Source organism: Fictibacillus phosphorivorans (assembly GCF_001629705.1).
GTDB lineage: Bacteria > Bacillota > Bacilli > Bacillales > Fictibacillaceae > Fictibacillus > Fictibacillus phosphorivorans_A.
In genome coordinates, this window is sequence record NZ_CP015378.1 from 3,493,103 (window position 1) to 3,513,629 (window position 20,527).

Sequence of the window (20,527 nt, forward strand, 5' to 3'; positions counted from 1 at the left end):
AAAAATGACCAATAATGTCTGCGGCATTTACATAAAGCAATACATACTCTAAAAAATGAAAAATTGAAAACGAGAGGATTCTGGCAGTAATGAAACACCGACAATCGAAGCAACAACGAAAACGCAGCCAACAGCCTAACTCAAACGTTAAGCAATCGAAAGCCATGGAACAACCTCTACATAAGAACAGATACATAACCGGGCTCGATGGACTCAGAGCCATCGCCGTACTTGCAGTTATCGCCTATCACTTAAACTTTGAATGGGCGGCAGGCGGTCTGCTAGGGGTTACTGTCTTTTTTGTTTTATCAGGATATCTAATAACCGATCTACTAATCACTGAATATGTAACAACCAATTCTATTAACTTTAAAAATTTTTGGATCCGCCGAGCCCGAAGGTTATTGCCAGCCATGTTTACGATGCTTCTCGTCGTCGTCACATATGTAACCTTGTTCGAGCCATCTATGCTTGAAAAACTTGAAGAAGATACCGTTGCAGCCATCCTTTATGTGAGCAACTGGTGGTATATATTCCAAGATCTTTCGTATTTTGAAAGCTTCGGCCCCCCTTCCCTACTCACTCACTTTTGGAGTTTAGCGGTGGAAGAACAATTTTATATTTTATGGCCATTAATCATTATCGTTCTATTAAAAATGAAAGTTCGTGAAGGATCCCTGTTTTCTATGATGCTAGCAGGTGCTCTCCTTTCAGCAGCACTGATGACACTTCTGTACGAACCAGGTGCAGATCCTAGCCGCGTCTATTACGGAACAGATACGCGCGTGTTCTCACTTCTACTAGGAGCTAGCCTTGCTGTTATCTGGCCAAGCCGAAAACTGTCTAGCACATTACCACCTGAGATTCGTTGGAAACTAGACTTTGTCGGACTATCCGCACTCGCTTTTATCTTTTACATGTTCGGAAGCACGGATCAATATCAAGACTTTCTCTACCAAGGTGGAATGGTCGCGATATCCGTTGCCGCTCTATTAGTAGTAGCCGTTATGGTCCACCCATCCAGCAGACTTAACACGTGGTTGAGCTTTAAACCGTTACGATGGGTTGGCACCCGTTCGTACGGCATTTATCTATGGCACTTCCCAGTGATTGTTCTGACGAGCCCTCAGTGGGGAGCGGATGCACCAAGCTTAGTGAGAACGACATTACAGGTTGTACTCATCTTAATTCTAGCTAACCTATCTTGGAAATACATCGAGAATCCAATTCGTAAAGGTGCGTTATCAAGATTCTGTCGAGTGGTAAAACGTGGAGAATGGAAACGTGAGCGTTCGTTTATCGGAAAGTTTGTGTTAACAGCTTGCATCTTAGGTCTTTTCATGTGCGTATCTGCGATCGGCTTCACGACAACTTCAGTAGCATTAAGTAAAGGTAAAGTAATCTCTGCTATACAAGACAAAGTTGGTAACGCAGACCCACCGACAGAGAATACGGTGAGACCCCAACCGAAGCCTGATGCGCCAAAAAAAGACGAAAAACCTGAAGAAAAGCCTTCAGAAGAAGCACCATCAAACGATGAAGAAACAGATGAAGAGAAGCAATCTGTTCAAGATACTCGCTCACTCTCTGTCATCGGCGACTCCGTCATGATTGATGTGACGCCTCACATAGAGGAAGTATTTCCAAATGCAAAAGTGGACGCGAAGATCGGACGCCAGTTTAGAGAAGCAGAAGATCTTGTTCAACAAAAGAAAAGCTCAGGCAGTTTAGGAGAGATTGTTGTTATCGAGCTTGGAGCGAACGGGCCACTATCTGAAAAGAGAATGCATAACTTGATTGAGCTAATTGGTGATCGAGATATTTATATGATCACGACACGTGTACCAAAGCCTTGGCAGCGGGAAGTGAATGAAACGATCACAAATGTTGCACATGAGTACAAACACGTTAAAGTCGTAGACTGGTTTGAGATGAGTGAATCTCACCCTGAATACATTGGTAGCGATGGTGTGCATTTAACGCTCACTGGTGCAAAAGAGTATGCGGAATTTCTAATTAAACATATTGATTAAAAAAGAAAGCCAATCATCCGAAAAAAACATACGGGGATTGGCTTTTCTATATCTACTCATCGTCATTGTTGATTAAAGGATTGTCTTTTCCGTTCGGAGCTGGAAACTCTCCCTTAGGAAGATCTTTTAAATAATCCGTGAGTTCCGGTAAATAATAGGCTGAAATGGTGATCTCGTATTTGAGCTGGTAGGTAACAGCATCAGCAGAAGCGATTTCAAGTTCTTCCATACCAGTAAACGTAATGCCTTCTACGACAATGACACGCTTTAATTCTTCAATGGTTCGTATAAACTTTTGAATACCTTCATAACCTTTTGATACAACTGACATCTCAGCAGTAATTTTTTTTACGCCTTGAGGTAAAACTTCAGGTACAGCAGGTGTTTGTGGTTCAGTTGTTTCCACCGTATCGCTTTCGTTTGCATCTTCATCTTCTACTTCTTCGGTAACATTTTCAGCACTTTCATCAGCATTTTCGGTTTCAGTGGTTTCTTCATTTGCAGGACCTTCAGGGGTAGGACTATCAGAAGCCTCTTCTTCAGCAACAACCTCTTCCTCTTCTGATGCTTCGCCATCTGAAAAGTCCATCGTTAGGATAAGGCTATCAGATAAGACCTCTGCTTTCTCGAACTGCAGCATCAGTTGATCAACAAGAGGCTTAACCGGCACTTCCTCTTGTAGAGCAAATGTATTTTCACTCGTTTGTGTAGTTACAGCAACAGATTCATTAGCATTCTTTAACAGTACCTCTTGCTGTTTCATTTCTGTATCTACCGATTCAATTCTCTGATGCAAAGGTGACAGTAATCCAAAGTATCCATATACTCCACCTATAACCATTAAAAGAATGACACCTAGTCCCACATATGTAAGAAGCTTTTTATTCTCCGCCATTCTCTTCACCTTTTAACTCAAGAATTTTCTCTTTATCAAATTCAATCTTATAGAGACTTTTATAACGGGGCAGATACTCTTCCATAGCTGTCATATCTTCTCCATTATTGATTTCCTCAAAGTTAGTCGTTTCCATCTTTTCAATTGTAGCATCTGCTAGATAAGGAGAATTGGTTAATTCAAATAAATAGTGAGAAGTTTCCGCTAGTGTATCAAACTGAGCTTCAACATAGATTGTCTTCTTATCTTTGTATTCATATTTCATAAAAAAACCACGTTCTGGAAGCAGGGCAACTAAGTGCTGAAGTAAATCTGTAGCAGCGATCTTCTTATTACGAATATAATCAATCTTTTCTGCTAAAGGTTCTGATTCAACTTGTGGAACTGCTTGTTGCTGTTTCTCCAACTGCGTTTGCACGAGAAGTCTTTCTTGTTCTAATAGTCGTTCTTTTTCTTGCAGTGTGCCTGCACTTACATAATAGTCGAGTCCTAACCAAGTGGCTGACCCTAGAAACAACGTCACTGCAGCTATTAATAGAATGGTAGTCTTTAATGATTTACTTTCTTTAACGGGTAAAAGATTAATATCGACTAACATAGCTGCACCTCTTTTAGCCCAAGACCTAGTACTACATCAAATTGTGGAGGCAGTAATGTGTCAGAGGGTTTGATCGTCAGTACGGGTACATCCAGTTTGGAAGACAATCTTTCTTGAATGTATGACAACTCTGGCAACTCACCAGACAACACAACTTTCGTTACACCCTGTTCACCTTGATTAATGGTAAACTTGTAATAGTTTACGATGCGCTCTATCTCTACCAATTTATCCTCTATTAATCCATGTATATAACCAGAATCACCTTGCCATTCAATTCTCTGTACGCCAGTAGAATGCTGTTTAAAATTCCAGCTCTTATAATCAGTCTCCATTTTTAGATGGTTGAAGAAATAAGGCTTATGATGGTGAAAGATACTTAGTTGAACGGCAGGAATATCAAACTGTAGACAAAGGGTATGATCTTTTTCAGAAACGAGATCCTTCATAAAAATAAGTCGATACAAGGCGACGCATGAAGCATCGGCAACAACTGGTTTTAACTTAGCATCTGTAAGCAGTGATGAATAATCGTGTACCATTCTTTCGGAAGCGGCAAAAAGTAAAATCTCTCGTTTCTCCTCATTTGTATCAAGTAACACATAATCAAATACAGGATCCTCAAACGGAAGATGGATGGTATTACCTAGCTCCATATATAAGTAGCCTTTAATCTCTTCATCCTTTTGATTAGTGGGAACCTGATGTTTCCGAATAACGAGCTTGCTATCAGGGATTAAAAACTGAACTTCCCGACCTTTGATTCCCCACTCCGCTACACACTCTTCTAGAATGGTTAAAAGAGTTTCACGATCTGCAATTAGGCCATCATGAATCAATCCTTCAGGAAGATAACGTTCACCAGTACCTCTTACATCAAGATCTTCTGGGTGACGGTAATCCAAATAACGGATAACATGATCTTGGAGTATTAAGTTGATTCTCTTTTTGTTGAAAAGCCCTAGATTGAATAACATATGTTTTCACCTCTGTCTAGAATGCAAAACTATTAACTTATTAGCGATTCATTTGACCATTGCACCTTATATAGATGAAATCGTAAAATGATGCGCAATTTCAGTTTCCCCTTGATGTTAGTGCGTAAGAATAATACTAATTCTCCTTCTCAAGAAAAGGAGAATTAGCATTTTATTTTTTACTGTCCACCTAAATATTTAGTTAATTCAGTTTCAGATAATACACCGTCTGTATTTGTATCAACCCCACTAACAGCTTCTGCTGCGTGTCCATCAATGCTATATGCTCCACTTGCTAATGTTACCTTCCACTCGCTATCTTTTAAATTATTAACATAATCTGATAGAGAGCTAGAATTCTCCCAAGAGGAAGCTTTATTGTCAGCAGCATATGCTAATTTTGCGCCATTAATAATTTGAACCGCTTCTGTAACTTGTGCTTTCTCTTTTGTTTTACCAATAATTCCACCTATACTTACCACCGCAATTGCTGCGATAATACCTAGAATTACAATTACCACTAACAATTCAATCAGTGTTAAACCTTTTTCATTTTTTAAAAATCTTTCAAAATTCTTTAACATCTATCTTGCATCTCCTTTAAATTCGTAGAATTAATTTCCACCAAGATAAGTCGTTAATTGTGCTTCTGTAATAGGATCAGCTTGAGAAGTATTTGTTTTTTTCATAGCATCAAGTGCTGCATGATCTGATATTTTATATGTTTTTGTAGTCGCATCAAATGTAACAGTCCATGCGTTATCCTTTAAATTACTAACATACTCTTTTAATGGGTTATTAGCTTCCGCTGTACTTGTCCAAGTCGTTGCATTATTTTCTGTTGAATGTGCCATCTTTGCTGCTTTAATAATTTGAACTGCCTCACTAACTGCAGCTTTATCTTTAGTTTTTCCAATAATTCCACCTATACTTACAACAGCAATAGCTGCTATAATACCTAGAATAACGATAACTACCAACAACTCAATGAGCGTTAGTCCTTTTTCATTTTTTGCGTGTTTTTTTAATAGTTTATTAAACAACTTTGTTCACTCCCAATATTTTTTGATGTATTAACCAATTGTTTTATAAATTTCAAACATCGGTACCATTACGGATACAACAATCGTACCAACTACAGATGCCAAGAAAACAATCATCAATGGCTCAATCAACGCTTTTAAGCGATCTGTCCCCGTTTCAACTTCTTTTTCATAAAAATCTGCTACTTTTGCAAGCATTTCATCCAGCGATCCAGTTTCTTCACCAATTGATATCATTTGGGTTACGAGTGGCGGGAATATCCAATGATTTTTCATCGGTTCTGTCAATCGCTGACCGGTTTCCAGAGAACTTCTCGATTCACGAATCACCTTTGCCACTACCTCATTCTCTACCACTTTTTCCACAATCGATAAGGATTGCAGAATTGGAACTGAACTTGAAAACAGTGAACTAAGCGTTCGTGTCATCCTCGCAAGTGCAGATTTCTGAAGTAGTTTACCGAATATAGGAACTTTCAAAATTACATAATCAAAGTAATATCGGCTTGATTTATTTTTACGAATAATCAAGAGTGCCAAATAGAATAACACCAAGAATATGAGTAAAAGCCACCAAAAACCTTGCACAAAATCACTGGCTCCTAAAACAAATCGTGTAATAGCTGGGAGCTCTCCTCCAGCTTCTTGAAGCATAGCCGCAAACGTTGGCACAACTTTAGCTAGCAAGAAGATTACTACAAATACTGCCACCACTCCGACTATCATTGGATACATCATCGCTGATATGATCTTTTGCTTCGTATAATGCTGCTTTTCAAAGTAGGTCGCTAGTTGATCGAGTGTATCGTCCAAACTACCACCTGCTTCACCTGCGGACACCATGTTAATGACCATCGGTGGAAACACATTTCGGTGTCGACTCATCGCATTAGACAATGGGTTACCTTGCCGAAGCTCTTCTTCCACATCTGCTAACACCTTTTGCAGCGCCTTACTTTCTGTCTGAGCAGCCATGATACTTGTCGAGTCAACAACGGATACACCCGCTCGCAACAATGTTGCAAACTGCCTTAAGAAAATGACAAACTGCTGAGATTTTACTGGACTGCCTAACGAAATTTCTTTGTTAAACAGCGTTTGTTTCATCTCTTGTACTTCTGTGACTGCGATTCCTTTTTCTTTTAGCTTTAGAACCGCCTCACGCTTGGATAGCCCAAGAACGGAGCCTGTACGTTTTTTTCCGCTCTTGTCACGACCTACATAACTAAACTGTGCCATCTTAGCCTCCCTTCTCCAGGAGATATGGCTCCACGAACTCTCTTGAAACTTCGTTGCGCTCAAGAGCTTCCTTGGCAGACATCTCAAACGTATGCATACCAGCGTTCTTGCTCGTCTGCATCACACTATGAATCTGGTGAATCTTTTCATTGCGGATCAAGTTCGCTACAGCAGGTGTATTGACTAACACCTCAGTAATCGCTCTTCTTCCTTTACCATCATTGGTTGGAAGAAGCCTCTGCGACATGACACCGACTAAGACGGAGGCTAATTGAATTCGGATCTGTCCTTGTTGTTCCGGTGGAAACACATCGACGATTCGATCAATCGTTGATGATGCGTTTGTCGTATGTAGCGTACCTAGAACAAGGTGACCCGTTTCCGCTGCCGTAATAGCTGTTGCAATGGTTTCCAGATCCCGCATTTCCCCGAGCAGAATCACATCAGGGTCTTGACGGAGTGCTGCGCGAAGGCCGTTTGCAAAATTGTTCGTATCAAACCCAATTTCACGCTGGTCAATCACGCACGTTCGATGTTTGTGCAAGTACTCGATCGGGTCCTCTAACGTAATTATGTGCCGACTCATCGTCCGGTTCATAAAATCGATCATCGAGGCAAGAGTCGTAGACTTACCGCTCCCCGTTGGGCCGGTAACAAGCACGAGTCCTTGATGTTTCCCCGCCATCTTCCGTACACTTTCAGGAAGCTTCAGATCTTCCATGCTGGGAATAGAAGTTGGAATGATTCGAAAAGCAAGACTCACACAGGACCGCTGACGGTATGCGTTTACCCTGAACCGCGATAATCCTTGAATCCCATACGAGATATCAATTTCTCCCGCTTCTTCAAAATCGGAATAATACTTTTCATCAATGACTAGTTGTGAAATCTGTTCCGTATCCTCGGGTCTCAACGCTTCACTACCGTATCGTTTTAATCCCCCATTGATTCGAAAAACAGGAGGCATCCCAACAGACAGGTGAACATCTGATGCTTTTAATTGAAAGGCTGCTCTCAGCCATTGTTCCAGCTTTTCTTTCATGTCAGCACCTACTCGTTGATGGCTACACGCAAGACTTCTTCAGTCGTCGTTAAGCCTTGTTTCACTTTTAGGAACCCATCATCAATCAAAAAGATAGTTCCATTTTTCATCGCATAATCACGCAATTCTACAATTGGTCTGTTGTTCATAATGAGCTGGCGAATATGCTCGTCCACAACTAAAACTTCATGAAGAGCAATCCTGCCTTTATATCCCGTACTGTTGCACATGCCGCAGCCTTTTCCACGAGAAACGGATTCAATCTTGATACCGCGTTTAGCGAAGATTTCTTTTTCTCGTTCTGTCGCTTTAAACGTTTGTTTACAATCACGGCATACTCTTCGGACCAACCGCTGAGCGATAACTCCAGATAGCGATGCAGCAACTAAGAACGGTTCAACACCCATATCAGTAAGACGAGCGATCGTACCGATTGAGTCATTCGTATGAAGCGTGCTTAATACTAAGTGACCCGTTAGAGACGCACGAACTGCAATTTCAGCCGTTTCAGTATCTCGAATTTCCCCGATCATGACGATGTCAGGATCCTGTCGGAGAATAGAACGCAAACCACTTGCAAACGTAAGACCAACTGAAGAGTTCACTTGAATCTGGTTAATCCCCGCCAGTTGGTATTCAACTGGATCCTCAATCGTTACTAGGTTCACTTCCTCTGTGTTCAACTTGTTTAATGCTGCATACAGAGTTGATGATTTACCTGATCCCGTCGGACCCGTGATTAAGATAATGCCGTTCGGCTGTTTGATTAGATTTGTAAACCGCTGCATGTTCAGCTTGTTAAAACCTAGATTCTCTAGATGATTTAACGAACTACCGAGATCAAGAATACGCAGGACAATCTTCTCACCATAGATCGCTGGCAATGTAGATACACGAAGGTCTACAGGATGCATATCCAGTGTCATCTTTATTCGTCCATCTTGAGGCAATCGGCTTTCGGTTATGTTCAAGTTCGCCATAATCTTAATACGAGCCGTCAGCATGTTCTGCATATGCTTTGGTAGACTTCGTTCCGTTTTTAACATCCCGTCGATCCGGTAACGAATCACAATCTTGGTTTCGTGAGGATCAAAATGGATATCACTCGCTTTTTGCTGAACACCTTGCTGGATGATCTGATTCACGAGCTTAACGATTGGTGAATCTTCTTCTGTCATTCGGCTGTCATCACTCAACGACGCACCTTGTGGCAGAAGATCAAGAAACTCGTCCATAGAATCATCGATATCGTAATACTTGTTATGAGCACGTATAATATCGTCTTTTGCTGATATCGCACGTTCAATTTGAAAACCAGTTGTTAATCGCAAATCATCGATAACGGTAAAATCCATAGGATCTGCCATCGCAACAAAGAGCTTATCTGCTTCCTTTTTCACCGGCATAAGAAAATGTCTTCTAGCAAACTCTCTTGGGACAATTGCCACTGCTTGTTCATCAATGGGATAGCGATACAAGCTTAAGTGCGGAATACCGAGTTGAAATTCAAGTACCTCGATAAGCTGCTGTTCGGTCAGCAGACCCTTTTCGATAAAAGCATCACCAAGTTTTTGGTTGCTACGTTTTTCTTTTAACGTTTGCTGAAGAACTTCTTCAGTGATTAATCCAGACTCTACTAAAAGATCACCAAGGCGCTTTTTTTGAACGATCACTTTATCTCACCGTCGCTCTCTTTACCAGGATTACTAGAATTTGTTTCTTTTTCTGGAACAGGCTTTGATGTAGTTGGTTTATCCGAAGGGTCAGTTCCCGGAATACCTGGCATTACAGGTACATAAGGGTTCATCGGATTATTCGGATCTGGATAATACGGGAAAGGATACGGATAAGGCGTTCCAGGTGTACCCTCTTCTGGTGTTGTTTCAGGCGTTTCCTCTTCCTCAACCGGATAGCCTCTCTCCTCTATACGATGTCGCGGCGGATAAAAATCTTCTGCCAGCTTTTCCGAAGCCACTTCCTCACCACCAGAACCAAACGATTTACGATAGACCGTTGCCAGATAGCCTTCCCTTCCACCACTTACGGTAACTGCACTCAGAATCGATGCCAGCTGGTCATTAAAATGAATAATAGTCTTTGGTTCAAATACTTGCTTGTCCACTTTGACGGTATATGTATAAGGAAGTGGTACCCCAACAATAGAAACGCTTAAATTGTTTCCATCCATCATAAAGTTGAACTTATAAGACGAAGCATTTGTATTCTTAAAAGCTAGATCCATGTCTTGAGGTTTAACGAGTGCTTCATATCCTAGTGACGCATAATCAGGCAGCTCTCTTGATGTATGACGTTCGATGATGCTGAAGTTTGTTTTTTGTATCGCTCCATAAATGCCACTAGCCAGCACGTTAAGATCAATCGAATCTTGTGCCGTCATGTCTACTTCTTCTAGAGCTCCTATTAATGAGAAAACTTCTCCTGGTTTCATCTCATAATTTTCTAAACCCTCTACCCAATCTTCCAAAAGAACATGCTCTCCTGGGAGTTTAATCGTGCTTTCACTCACCACTTCTTCTGCTTGTCCGAACGTAGTGAGAAATTCGTTTATTGGGATTTCAAGTTCATTTGTTTGTAAAGTAGAGCCTATCTTTTTCAGGTGCGCATGTAGCATCTCTTCATCCAATAACTCTGTAAGTCCACTAACTTGAAGTTGTTGTATCGATTTTTCAACCGTTTCCTTATTTACGTTTACTAATAACGGTGAAACACTATCCGAAAGATTCTTCAGACTATCTTCAACCTGAAACTGCCATACATCACTAGGCAATTTAACTTTTTGCTCGTTGTAAACCAAGTACACGGGATGCTCGTTTTGCCACTGTGATACTTTTTCGTTAACCAGTGGAAGCGCTTCTGATTTTGATAGATTTTCTAAAGGGATAGAAGCGATAGCAACCCCCGTACCATACTTTTCTTCTTCGAAAATATTAGAGTATACCTTTGTCCCTAAGTGACTAAAAAAGAAAAGAAAAAGAGCTGCAAGGCTAAGGGATGCAAAGATCACAAGAAAATTTTTGGGATTGAATTCTCTTTTAGCCATCGCGTTCTCTTTAGCCCACAACGTTCATGGAAAGTTCCGCTAGAACGGCAGGTCCTTTCTCTTGAGCTTTCCGCACATCCTCTTTATTTAGAGTGGTTCCGTTCGGAAATAAAAGCTCACCGTTTCTTTCGAAGATATCTTTGGTTGTCGTTCGTCCAGTCAATAATTTCAGTTGCTTTTCTTGAAACTCAGATAATTCGTTTGTTTCAACAGACACAGCAACCTCTTCTTCTACTTCAACAGCGCCACCTAATAAAGACTCAGCTTTATCTAAAAAGTTCAACTGTGCTTCTTCTTTAATAACGATCAAATCACGTCCATAAGTGATAAGCTGTTCGGATGAAAGGATGACTTTCTTTGAGCGTAGTGACAATTCCAGACCAAGAATGGCTCCCGTGTCTTCGTTGATAAAGAACTCTGTCGCTTCTCCAATCAGTTGACCTTTACGATCAATCAACTTAGCTCCAACTACAGTAATTTTCTTTTGCACAAGTTCGTTTGCGATCGGAATCTCTGTTAAATCAAAGATCGATGTGCTGTCTTCAATCATTACTGCAAACTCTCCAACACCTACAATTTTCTTAAATGGAACCGCACGTACGCTGATCTGCCAGTCCGCATGTTCAACCGTTAGGAAATCAACCATACCTTCTTTTGGATTAACGACTAATGACTTTACATGTCCTACTTCTGCTCCATCTGCAATACTAATAATAGGCAGTCCAACAAATTGATTACTTTTTTTCATATTACTCACCCAGTCCTTTATGTTTTAAATAATTATGTTATTTGTTCATTTCTTTGTATCTTTGAAGCTCTTCTACAATAACAGGATAAATGCTTAGCTTTTCTTCCATTTTCTCAATTAAAGGATTGAAGCTGTTTAATTCACTAGATTTCACATAAGAATCTAACAATAGTTTTGAAAACAGATAGAAGTCTTTGTCTGATAATTTTTGGTTCAATAATGTGACGAGCATTTCTTGATAAGAGCTATGATCGCCTGTCTCTTCGTACGAGCGCAAGGTACTTAGAAACATATCCTGTAGCTCTACATTCATATCAGGTGTACTGATCTCAACGGATTCGTTAATAGAGGCTTCAACTTCTTCTATTTCAGCCACTACTTCTTCTGTATCCGACACAGAAAACTCATCTTGCTCTTCGTATGATTCTATCTCTTCAACCGATTCTACTGTTTCAACTACTTCTTCCATAGGTGTTGCTTCAATTTCAGATTCAACTTCAACTTGTATAGGCTCTTCTAATGTGATTTCAACTTCGATGATAGGTTCTTCCATGATGTGGGCTTCTTCGGTGTTTATCTCTTCAATCGCAGTTAACAACTCTTCTGTATCCTCTACTTCTAGTAGTTCCTCAAGCATGGATTCTGTTGATGATTCATTATCCTCCAAAATAAAGTTCTTATCATGAGATAGTTCTTCGGTTGGTTCAATGATCTCCTCGAGTGATGAGATTTCAATATCCGGTGTCTCTACTATTGTGTCCGTTTCACCTAAATCTTCTAATAATGAGGCGCGTTGTAAAAGAATCTCCTCATTTTCTATATCGGTAGCTATAGGCATATTCGTAAGCTCTTCATCAGATATTTCTCTCGTTTCTTTTAAGAATTCGAATTCATCTTCAATAGATTCAGAGAGTATGTCTTCCGTTTCCAGTTCTTCTACAGGCAAAACGATATCTATACTCATTTTTTCTTCTTCTGCTATAATTTCGTCGATATCTAAATCTAATAGTTCATTAGGGTCTAACGCTTGTAAATCTTCAGTTATCAATGAACCTTCTTCAAATACTTTTATCTCGTTATCAAATTCACTGCTCATTACTAATTCTTCTATTGCAGCAGCGTGTTCATCTTGTTCTATAAGATTCTCTTGAACATACTCCTCAGGTGCTATTTCATTCTGGGAAAAAGAAAAAACAATATCTGATTGCCCTGTACTCGCTGAAACCAAGTTGAATTTTTTTGCTGCTATATATGATGCAATGAAAGCAATTAACATCATTGCAGTAAGAGCTAATCCAAAAGATAAATTATTTAAAATAAACAACCCTCCTAAAGCCAACAAAAAAGCTAGCCCTAGAATTGTCATTTTTAATGGCCGTTTAACGTTTGGAGGATAAAAATATAGCAGCGAACCTACAATTAATGTGATTACTAACAAAACAATAATTTGTGTCAATGAACTCTCCTCAATTCCAATATTCGCTAATTAAACCTATAATACTACATTTTTACTAAAAATCACCCAATAATATCAAACTTTTCTAAAAAATATTGTATAATTAAGCAGTAAAATCTTTATTACTAGGTCTTTATGACCAAAAAACAGTTAAGGATGATTATAATGCTTTCAGAAAAAGGTTTTTCTCTAATAGAGGTTCTTATTTCATTAACGATCCTATCTGTTTCCGTTATAGGGATTTCGCAGTTTTTTCACCAAGCAAACCAAATATCAGCAGGAAATAACACAAAGCTAGTTGCTACCAATCTAGCTCGGATGACATTGGAGCGTATACAGATTAATCATGAGCCATATGGAATTAATTTGATTTCTGGAATGTCTGAAAAGTCATTAACCAAATCCACCTGTTCAACCTCTGCTTGCCAAAGTTTATATGAGATGGATATTAATAATAAGCCATATAAGATAACCATAAGAGTTAAACAATTACCTGCCGATAAAGAGATAGGACTATATTCTGCAAAAGTTCTTGTCAATTATGGGAAACCAAATCCTACATCTGTAGAGGGGTATTTAAAAGATGCTGCGAGAACGAATTAGATACTTAGACCAAAGAGGTTTCACCTTAGTCGAATCTTTACTTTCCCTTGTTCTCTTCTCCATTATCGCTACTGCTGTTTATTTCGTTTTACTCAACGGATTAAAAACAGAGAACAAAATTTATAATGAAACATTAATTCGTGATGAAGCAGATTTAGTCATGTCAGAATTTATTAAAGTACTTTACACTGCAACACCTTCAAAAGTGAAAGAAACAGTGAATGATCCTAATAATCTCGTTTATAAATTAAATAACAATACGAGCAAAACCATTGGATTCGTACAAGATAAGCCTGTTATCGATGGCAGGCAGATTAGCTCTAACGATTTTAATTTCTCAGGATCCACAATAACTATAGTGGATAAAAGTATTAAAATTGATCTGTTAGTTGGAAGTAACAAGAATGCCAATGCAAAAAAGCTAAAACTAGAAAGTCAATTTAGACTAATGGAGGAATAACGCATGAAATACTTTTGTTCTGAAAAAGGTAATACGTTGATAATCGTCCTTTTGATGATCGTTATTTTCACGGTCGCAGGACTCTCCTTAGTCACTACAACATTTAATGGTGTCAAAAAAACAGATGCGCGTGAAACGCAAATTCAATCTATTGAACTGGCTGAAAAAGGAATTGATTATGTATCCACCCTTCTAGAGACTCGGTCAAAAGATTATATAAACCTGGATGTTTCTGCATTCGACACAGCCCTAACTAACCTTCTAGATAATTATGAAGTAGACATACCAAGTGATGCTTTTTTGCCTAACTCCACTATTCCTGCAGAAGACGGTGTCGTTAAAGTTAAGATTTATGATCGTAAGAGAATCTCAACGAATCCCGAAGACTTAACGCAAACGATGACTATACATAGCCAGGCAACAGTAAAAGGAAAAACAAAAACCTTAATTTCAACGATTCAGCTTGGCGGTAAACAAACACCTGAAGCACTTAATTATGCGCTTGGTTCGTATAATCCATTCCCTTGTACGGGCAGTAATTGTAATTCTTCTACCGATGACGGAAACATGTTTCTACATGGCGGAGTAGCCATTAAAGGCGATGTTTATGTTGAAGGTAACTTAGTGACTCACAATAACGGTATTGAAGGAGAGGCAAGAAACTGGATTCCATCAGATTATCCGAGTATGGAAGGTGAAGGCTCTCAAAAAGCCCGGCTGATCTTGCTGAAGAATTTATATAAACTAAAAAATTCTCCAAACTACAGTGTTCATATTAAAGAAAAAGATTTTCCTTCATCACTTAACTGGTACGAGGAATTTTTAGGACAGGGAAAATATGAAAAACTAGATAAAAACTTTATAAGTCCAGCTTTTACAAGCTTTCAAAGTAAGTACGTTCCCAAAATTGAGACAAGAACACCAAAGTTCACTCCGATTAAAATTGACGACCAAAAAGATGATTACTTTTTTACAGATTCAACTAGGAATTTTACAGTTACTAAACCACCTGCAAATTGTGTATTTATATTAGATCTTCAAAACAGATGTACCAATTCCAGAACTAACAATGGAAATGTATACGTTAATTCAGTGAATCCTGTTCCTTTTATGGAAAGCTTTTCGTTTAAACGTTTGAGCACAACTAATAGTGTATCGTTTAATAGTCATCCGAACAAAATCGCAAATTGGAACCAACTGTCATTCGAAAATGGTGCATACATTGGTGGTAATTTAACAATTGGAAAACCTGAAGCTAACGGCCATTATAATGTTAACAACTACGAGAAATTCGAGATAAAAGGTCCTATCTTTGTAAATGGTAACCTAACGATCTGGAATTCACATGTAAAATTTGATTCTGTGATTTACGTAACAGGAACAACAACGATCCGTTTTGCTAGGTTAGAAGGAACTCAGAATGGGAACGAAGATGAGAAATCATTAGTACTCTTTGGTAAGAAAAAAATACTGATTGCCAATAACAACGTTTATAAAAATGATCCTAATATTATAAGAGGATTCTTTTATTCAGAGGACTTAATGGAAATCTACGGAGTTGGATCTAACGTTGAATTACAAGGTGGAGTATTTGGCAGAAAAGTTGTGTTGAATGCTACTAGAGGTAATGTAACTGAAGGTAGTTCTAGAGACAAATACGATGATAACCAAGACAGAATCTCACCTGATGAATCACGGCTAAGAGTCATTTATAACCCAGATCTTATTCAAAACCCACCCGAAGGACTACCAAAAGTAACAGAGTTATCTGTGAAAAAAATAGATAGGTATTTGAAATAACTATTAAAGCCCACCAGAGATTCTGGTGGGCTTTTTTATATGCTATTTATAGAGAGAATTTTACTTATCTTACGAGTAGAACATTAATGGTTATATGCCATATAATTACTACAGAATAAATAAGCAATGCTATGTTGAGTAACACTTGAACTCTTTTCTTTAAAGGAACAAATCCAACTGCGATGATCAAATACGTAAAAAAGAATTTAACTAGCAGAAAGATAACAGGATCATATTCATAGATACCACGCATCAACGGGTTTAGTTCTCTACCACCTTTTTGCAGCAACTGATGAGTAAACAGAGCATCTGCCGCATTTAAGAGACCTAAACACAAACAAACCCACAAATGTCGCTGTATTCGTACAAGCCGTTCCATCTCCGCTCACTCTCCTCTACTAATGAAGTATACCCATATTGAGAAAGAAAGTTTACTAGAAATGTGTTGCAAAAATCGACAGGAATATCGACAAAAAGAAAAGACCTCTATAAACGAGATCTCTTTATAACTTTAAATTGATTTTGCTACCTATGTGTGGCTGAACAGACTGTTCCAGCATCTTGGTCAAATTCTTCGAATGTCAAATGTAATCCCAACATCCTCTAAATTGGATTTCACTTCCTTCAACCTTCTGCTTAGAATGTGTGCTACTTTTGGAAATGTCTTGACACTCGTATTGATTTTTTCTTGAAAGGCTACACACTCTAGCTCACCCAACAAATAGAAAAAGGACTTCCCTCCGAAGAGAGAAGCCCCGTTTTTGATGAACATCATGTATATGAATACTCAAATTTATGATATATGCTTATTATTCTAGTTGATTCCCCTTCTAGCATTTCATAAAATGCACGATGTTTAAATTTATACTTTTAATGTGGCAAGTGTTGATAGCTATTAGTTAGCCCATCAACTTTTAAACCAAGAGAAACATACTCGTGTTTTTAATGTTCTGGTATCAATACTTATAGATTCGTTATTATTTGCATCTTAGTTGCTTGTTCACATTTCATCTTTGCTTCTTCTAATGTTTTTCCAGCACCATCAACATTATGTGTACTTACAGCATAATAAGGGAAAGGCTTGTCTTGTTCATAGCTAACTACTATACTCACAAGTCCACCCGCAATAACTGTTTCATATTCTTCAACGATATTCATCTAATTCACTCCCTTAAATGTGAAAAGAGATCCCAGCATTACCAGAGCCCCTTCCAAATAATCTAAAATTAAATCTAAAATTAACGAAGAAGTTGAAGAACTCTGGATCGCTTGCTTTGCGACTGTATCTTTCGATTACAGAATAGACTATATCTTAATCCATGTTTTTCACGGAGCCGGGCACTTCGAACAGTATTTTCTGCCTTAAGGGATTCATAATCCTAGCATCTGCTTTAAACTGTTTTCCCTAGTCGTTGAACCTTCTCCGAGTTTCCTCACAGGAGCTTTATCCGGGGAGTGACAGGCACGTTATCCTATAAAAATCGCGGCGGATATATGGTAAAGAGGTTTAACTAAATACACCCTATCACACACGTATAATTTAATTCTTTATTAATATAGACATATATGTCAAATTCATAATATTGTTTTCTTTGATAAGACCCATGATTTTTTCAAAATAGCTAGGATTATGTTCAAACGTCTTTGAAAGGGATTGAACTAATTTGATAACTAAATCCGAAGTTAACCCTTCATAATGTTTGGCCATTCCCACTAGATGAAGTTTAATTAAAGAATAATGTAAAACCATACGCGTATAACTGGTAAATGGTAAGTCGCAATCGATTGGCATACAATTTTTAAACACGTAATTCACAAGATAATTCTCTAGCATATATTCATGCTGTTCCATAAATGGTACATAGTATTGACTGTATGCATCCTTATAAATATCCTGTAACTCCTCATTTGTAGTACTCGCTTCAATTTTCAGACCTAACATCATCTCTTTAGAACATTCCAAATACCTTGAAGAAGTTATCCCTTGGTTCAAGCGCAATATTACAAGTTCTCTACATAACTGAAGCTGTATATCTAATCGATTTGAAACATTTTTAAATGCCCCTTTAAACGTTTGATCTTCCACACTTTTTAAATATTGCCCAAGTATTTCAGGAATTTCATTAAGTCTATTGTTTTTTACGCATTCTTCAAGTTCATTATATAACAATCCTAAGACAAGTAATCGCTCTTCCAAAGTATAATTACTGCTTTGTAAAATCAGGATAGTCATGTATCGATATTCATTAATAAAGTCTTTCCAGTGTGTAATAGTTCCCTTACTTGTATTTATGATACTAGAAAATTCTTTAATAGATATCTTTTTGGGACCTTCCTCAAAATCAATACCGCCTTGATTGAGCAGTACTAAGCGAGCAGCCTCGGGACAAGATACAGTTAGGGATTGTTCGATTGAATTATTAACTATATTTGTTCGCCTTGGATAAACAGCGCATGTATTACATAGATAGTCTTCTCCTAAACTAGATTGGATATCACACCAACCTTCTTTGCTCAAAAAGGAGCAGCTCCCTTTTTCCATTTTCATTTTAGCCACGTTATCTTTAGTAGGGTTTGTTCGATTTCGAGTAATGTTTTTTTCAAATCTTGACCTCATATCATAACTTTTTACTTTTTTATACTTTTTATATGTTTCTTGATCAATATTTACTCTCCAGCCCGAACAACATGTATCTTCGCACGCTGATCCAATGCAAGTAAATTCATTTAAATAGGAAGGGGTTAAAGTGTCCACTAGTTTTGATGCCATAATATCTTCTCCTTTTAAAAGCTGAATTTTTCTAGAGAAGAACCAACTATTTTAGCTTCCTCTCTACAAAATTCAACTTAGCTTGGCTATATAAACAAAAAGGAATGGAAATCCCATTCCTTTTTGTTTCAACTTATTAACGTAAAAGTTGCAAAACGCCTTGTGGTGCTTGGTTGGCTTGAGCCAACATTGCTTGGGCTGCTTGAGAAAGGATAGAGTTCTTAGTTTGTTCCATCATTTCTTTAGCCATATCCACATCCCGTACACGAGATTCTGCAGCAGTTAAATTTTCAGAGGACGTGTTTAAGTTATTGATAGTATGCTCTAAACGGTTCTGTGCTGCACCGAGGTAGCTTCGGCCTGATGATACAGAAGCAATTTGTGTATCGAGTGTAGCTATGGCTGTTTCAGATTTTGCTTGATCGGAAATGTCTTCAGCAGCTAAAGCTGTATTAATTGCAGTCAAGTCAACACCCGCAGTATCTAATTTCAAATCAAATACTTGATCTTTGTTTGCACCGATATGAAGCTTAATGACCCCAGCGCCTCCTGCAGTTTTATTCAACAAATTCATTGTGTTGAATTGAGTTGTATCAGTAATTCGTTTCACTTCTGTTGTTAGCTGATCAAATTCAGCTTTTAATGCCGTTCTATCCGCTCCGACGTTTGTATCAGAAGATGATTGGACGGCAAGTTCTCTTTGTCGTTGCAGAATTGAGTGTACTTCATTTAATGCACCCTCAGCAGTTTGGATCAAAGATATCCCATCTTGTGCATTTTTAGATGCCATATCTAAACCACGAATTTGTCCACGCATTTTTTCAGAGATTGCTAAACCAGCAGCGTCATCTCCAGCACGATTAATGCGAAGACCAGAAGACAACTTCTCCATAGACTTAGACTGTGCACCATTTGCACTATTCAACTGACGGTACGTATTAAGCGCCGCGATATTGTGATTAATTCTCATTTCTTTTTCCTCCTTGAATGTGTTCCGCCCACGTCCCTGTGGTTGGATTCTTTATTGAAACATGCATACTTTTACGGCCGTTAAAAGTACTGCTTGTTCCTACATACATTATATCGGAGTAAACAGAAACATCTTTAATGCGTTTTACGTATTTTTTATCTTTTTTAATGCTTGAAATGTGTTAAGTGAAATACTTGCTGCTTGGTTGTTCTCTTGTTGGATGGAAAGAAAGACTTCCTTTCGATGGATTTCTATATATTTAGGTGCTGAAATTCCTAATTTCACTTGATCTCCGTCAATAGAAAGGACCGTTAATTCAATATCTTCACCAATTTTAATCGCCTCTTGTAACTTCCGGGTTAATACAAGCATTCCTTAACCCTCCTGTCCGACAATGCTAGTTTCTAATAATTCATGTCGTGTTCGGTATTTGTTATCTGTAAGAATCACTTGCTTTGCTAGATTTTCTTTTACATTAAGCACTACAGGTGCCTGAAGATTACCTGTTGATTTTTCTAATGGTTCTTGAATCGTTAAGATGACCTGAACCAACACATCAGATTCTTCTTTTATTTTTAATTGTTTTTGTACCGATTCTACTAATTCAAAATCATAATCCGTAAAGAATAAAAATGGGTTTGTTGTAAAAAAAGCCAGTTCTTTTGTGGACACCGATTGCAAAGTTGAAAATGGGGTCCCTTCCATCGGCAAAAGAACAAATTGTTTTTCGTCTTCAAAACCCGGTAGACCTTGTTCAAAATGCAAAATATCTTCCTCAGATATCTCTATTATTTCTTCAAATTTTGTATGAAGTATCATCGCAATCATCCTT

General features: G+C 38.3%; 21 protein-coding genes. 4 read left to right on the forward strand and 17 right to left on the reverse strand.

Annotation, left to right across the window (positions count from 1 at the left end; all coding sequences use genetic code 11):
• The first annotated feature begins 89 nt into the window (after positions 1 to 89).
• On the forward strand, positions 90 to 2,033 hold the full coding sequence (locus tag ABE65_RS17955; protein ID WP_231887823.1) for an acyltransferase family protein: 1,944 nt from the start codon (positions 90 to 92) through the stop codon (positions 2,031 to 2,033).
• 52 nt (positions 2,034 to 2,085) lie between these two features.
• Here the strand turns inward: ABE65_RS17955 and ABE65_RS17960 are convergent, their stop codons facing one another.
• From ABE65_RS17960 to ABE65_RS18010, 11 genes are all read right to left on the reverse strand, one after another.
• Positions 2,086 to 2,928 (reverse strand): hypothetical protein, encoded by an 843-nt coding sequence (locus ABE65_RS17960; protein WP_066397948.1) that lies wholly within the window; start codon positions 2,926 to 2,928, stop codon positions 2,086 to 2,088.
• Positions 2,915 to 3,526, reverse strand: a complete 612-nt coding sequence (locus tag ABE65_RS17965) for a PilN domain-containing protein (protein ID WP_066397949.1) — start codon at positions 3,524 to 3,526, stop codon at positions 2,915 to 2,917. Before ABE65_RS17965 ends, ABE65_RS17960 begins: the two co-directional genes overlap by 14 nt.
• Positions 3,520 to 4,503: a type IV pilus biogenesis protein PilM gene (pilM, locus tag ABE65_RS17970; RefSeq protein ID WP_066397959.1), complete on the reverse strand. Its 984-nt coding sequence runs from the start codon at positions 4,501 to 4,503 to the stop codon at positions 3,520 to 3,522. The genes ABE65_RS17965 and pilM overlap by 7 nt, the downstream gene beginning before the upstream one ends.
• 179 nt (positions 4,504 to 4,682) lie before the next feature.
• Positions 4,683 to 5,087: a type II secretion system protein gene (locus tag ABE65_RS17975; protein ID WP_066397961.1), complete on the reverse strand. Its 405-nt coding sequence runs from the start codon at positions 5,085 to 5,087 to the stop codon at positions 4,683 to 4,685.
• Between the two features lie 30 nt (positions 5,088 to 5,117).
• The gene (locus tag ABE65_RS17980; RefSeq protein WP_066397963.1) at positions 5,118 to 5,546 is read right to left on the reverse strand and encodes a type II secretion system protein; all 429 of its coding nucleotides are present in this window, start codon (positions 5,544 to 5,546) and stop codon (positions 5,118 to 5,120) included.
• A gap of 30 nt (positions 5,547 to 5,576) precedes the next feature.
• Positions 5,577 to 6,785 (reverse strand): type II secretion system F family protein, encoded by a 1,209-nt coding sequence (locus ABE65_RS17985; protein WP_066397965.1) that lies wholly within the window; start codon positions 6,783 to 6,785, stop codon positions 5,577 to 5,579.
• A 1-nt stretch (position 6,786) separates the two neighbouring features.
• A complete protein-coding gene (locus ABE65_RS17990; RefSeq protein WP_066397967.1) occupies positions 6,787 to 7,827 on the reverse strand; it encodes a type IV pilus twitching motility protein PilT in 1,041 nt (346 codons plus the stop codon).
• A gap of 8 nt (positions 7,828 to 7,835) precedes the next feature.
• Positions 7,836 to 9,500 (reverse strand): GspE/PulE family protein, encoded by a 1,665-nt coding sequence (locus ABE65_RS17995; RefSeq protein WP_066397970.1) that lies wholly within the window; start codon positions 9,498 to 9,500, stop codon positions 7,836 to 7,838.
• Positions 9,497 to 10,888: a VanW family protein gene (locus ABE65_RS18000; RefSeq protein ID WP_066397972.1), complete on the reverse strand. Its 1,392-nt coding sequence runs from the start codon at positions 10,886 to 10,888 to the stop codon at positions 9,497 to 9,499. The genes ABE65_RS17995 and ABE65_RS18000 overlap by 4 nt, the downstream gene beginning before the upstream one ends.
• Before the next feature lie 10 nt (positions 10,889 to 10,898).
• Complete coding sequence (locus ABE65_RS18005; RefSeq protein ID WP_066397975.1) at positions 10,899 to 11,636, reverse strand: PRC-barrel domain-containing protein; 738 nt, start codon at positions 11,634 to 11,636, stop codon at positions 10,899 to 10,901.
• 37 nt (positions 11,637 to 11,673) lie between these two features.
• A complete protein-coding gene (locus ABE65_RS18010; RefSeq protein WP_066397979.1) occupies positions 11,674 to 13,092 on the reverse strand; it encodes a hypothetical protein in 1,419 nt (472 codons plus the stop codon).
• 165 nt (positions 13,093 to 13,257) lie between these two features.
• Between ABE65_RS18010 and ABE65_RS18015 the strand changes: the two genes are divergently transcribed.
• Genes ABE65_RS18015 through ABE65_RS18025 form a run of 3 tightly spaced genes read left to right on the forward strand, consistent with a single transcriptional unit; the run spans position 13,258 to position 15,955 of the window.
• Positions 13,258 to 13,695 carry a type IV pilus modification PilV family protein gene (locus ABE65_RS18015; protein WP_066397981.1) on the forward strand — a complete coding sequence of 146 codons (438 nt, stop codon included), beginning with the start codon at positions 13,258 to 13,260 and terminating at the stop codon, positions 13,693 to 13,695.
• Complete coding sequence (locus ABE65_RS18020) at positions 13,676 to 14,155, forward strand: prepilin-type N-terminal cleavage/methylation domain-containing protein (protein WP_066397982.1); 480 nt, start codon at positions 13,676 to 13,678, stop codon at positions 14,153 to 14,155. Before ABE65_RS18015 ends, ABE65_RS18020 begins: the two co-directional genes overlap by 20 nt.
• Before the next feature lie 3 nt (positions 14,156 to 14,158).
• Positions 14,159 to 15,955 carry a hypothetical protein gene (locus tag ABE65_RS18025; protein ID WP_066397983.1) on the forward strand — a complete coding sequence of 599 codons (1,797 nt, stop codon included), beginning with the start codon at positions 14,159 to 14,161 and terminating at the stop codon, positions 15,953 to 15,955.
• A 64-nt stretch (positions 15,956 to 16,019) separates the two neighbouring features.
• On the opposite strand, the gene ABE65_RS18030 is transcribed toward ABE65_RS18025, so the two are convergent.
• From ABE65_RS18030 to fliW, 6 genes are all read right to left on the reverse strand, one after another.
• Positions 16,020 to 16,334 (reverse strand): DUF5658 family protein, encoded by a 315-nt coding sequence (locus ABE65_RS18030; RefSeq protein ID WP_066397985.1) that lies wholly within the window; start codon positions 16,332 to 16,334, stop codon positions 16,020 to 16,022.
• A gap of 584 nt (positions 16,335 to 16,918) precedes the next feature.
• On the reverse strand, positions 16,919 to 17,113 hold the full coding sequence (locus ABE65_RS18040) for a hypothetical protein (RefSeq protein WP_066397992.1): 195 nt from the start codon (positions 17,111 to 17,113) through the stop codon (positions 16,919 to 16,921).
• A gap of 382 nt (positions 17,114 to 17,495) precedes the next feature.
• Positions 17,496 to 18,725 (reverse strand): flagellin lysine-N-methylase, encoded by a 1,230-nt coding sequence (gene fliB / locus ABE65_RS18045; protein WP_066397994.1) that lies wholly within the window; start codon positions 18,723 to 18,725, stop codon positions 17,496 to 17,498.
• Positions 18,726 to 18,861: 136 nt separating this feature from the next.
• The gene (locus ABE65_RS18050; protein WP_066397996.1) at positions 18,862 to 19,695 is read right to left on the reverse strand and encodes a flagellin N-terminal helical domain-containing protein; all 834 of its coding nucleotides are present in this window, start codon (positions 19,693 to 19,695) and stop codon (positions 18,862 to 18,864) included.
• 144 nt (positions 19,696 to 19,839) lie between these two features.
• On the reverse strand, positions 19,840 to 20,067 hold the full coding sequence (csrA, locus tag ABE65_RS18055) for a carbon storage regulator CsrA (protein WP_066397998.1): 228 nt from the start codon (positions 20,065 to 20,067) through the stop codon (positions 19,840 to 19,842).
• A 3-nt stretch (positions 20,068 to 20,070) separates the two neighbouring features.
• A complete protein-coding gene (gene fliW, locus ABE65_RS18060; protein WP_066398002.1) occupies positions 20,071 to 20,514 on the reverse strand; it encodes a flagellar assembly protein FliW in 444 nt (147 codons plus the stop codon).
• Positions 20,515 to 20,527 lie beyond the last annotated feature (13 nt).

What these genes read in the sequence shown, in the direction of transcription:
- csrA (WP_066397998.1), bottom strand. Translation starts at nt 20,067, where the DNA reads ATGCTTGTATTAACCCGGAAGTTACAAGAGGCGATTAAAATTGGTGAA.
- ABE65_RS17985 (WP_066397965.1), bottom strand. Translation starts at nt 6,785, where the DNA reads ATGGCACAGTTTAGTTATGTAGGTCGTGACAAGAGCGGAAAAAAACGT.
- ABE65_RS17975 (WP_066397961.1), bottom strand. Translation starts at nt 5,087, where the DNA reads ATGTTAAAGAATTTTGAAAGATTTTTAAAAAATGAAAAAGGTTTAACA.
- ABE65_RS18040 (WP_066397992.1), bottom strand. Translation starts at nt 17,113, where the DNA reads ATGAATATCGTTGAAGAATATGAAACAGTTATTGCGGGTGGACTTGTG.
- ABE65_RS18025 (WP_066397983.1), top strand. Translation starts at nt 14,159, where the DNA reads ATGAAATACTTTTGTTCTGAAAAAGGTAATACGTTGATAATCGTCCTT.
- ABE65_RS18000 (WP_066397972.1), bottom strand. Translation starts at nt 10,888, where the DNA reads ATGGCTAAAAGAGAATTCAATCCCAAAAATTTTCTTGTGATCTTTGCA.
- ABE65_RS18050 (WP_066397996.1), bottom strand. Translation starts at nt 19,695, where the DNA reads ATGAGAATTAATCACAATATCGCGGCGCTTAATACGTACCGTCAGTTG.
- ABE65_RS17990 (WP_066397967.1), bottom strand. Translation starts at nt 7,827, where the DNA reads ATGAAAGAAAAGCTGGAACAATGGCTGAGAGCAGCCTTTCAATTAAAA.
- ABE65_RS18030 (WP_066397985.1), bottom strand. Translation starts at nt 16,334, where the DNA reads ATGGAACGGCTTGTACGAATACAGCGACATTTGTGGGTTTGTTTGTGT.
- pilM (WP_066397959.1), bottom strand. Translation starts at nt 4,503, where the DNA reads ATGTTATTCAATCTAGGGCTTTTCAACAAAAAGAGAATCAACTTAATA.
- fliW (WP_066398002.1), bottom strand. Translation starts at nt 20,514, where the DNA reads ATGATACTTCATACAAAATTTGAAGAAATAATAGAGATATCTGAGGAA.
- ABE65_RS17955 (WP_231887823.1), top strand. Translation starts at nt 90, where the DNA reads ATGAAACACCGACAATCGAAGCAACAACGAAAACGCAGCCAACAGCCT.
- ABE65_RS18015 (WP_066397981.1), top strand. Translation starts at nt 13,258, where the DNA reads ATGCTTTCAGAAAAAGGTTTTTCTCTAATAGAGGTTCTTATTTCATTA.
- ABE65_RS18005 (WP_066397975.1), bottom strand. Translation starts at nt 11,636, where the DNA reads ATGAAAAAAAGTAATCAATTTGTTGGACTGCCTATTATTAGTATTGCA.
- ABE65_RS17965 (WP_066397949.1), bottom strand. Translation starts at nt 3,526, where the DNA reads ATGTTAGTCGATATTAATCTTTTACCCGTTAAAGAAAGTAAATCATTA.
- ABE65_RS17960 (WP_066397948.1), bottom strand. Translation starts at nt 2,928, where the DNA reads ATGGCGGAGAATAAAAAGCTTCTTACATATGTGGGACTAGGTGTCATT.
- ABE65_RS18020 (WP_066397982.1), top strand. Translation starts at nt 13,676, where the DNA reads ATGCTGCGAGAACGAATTAGATACTTAGACCAAAGAGGTTTCACCTTA.
- fliB (WP_066397994.1), bottom strand. Translation starts at nt 18,725, where the DNA reads ATGGCATCAAAACTAGTGGACACTTTAACCCCTTCCTATTTAAATGAA.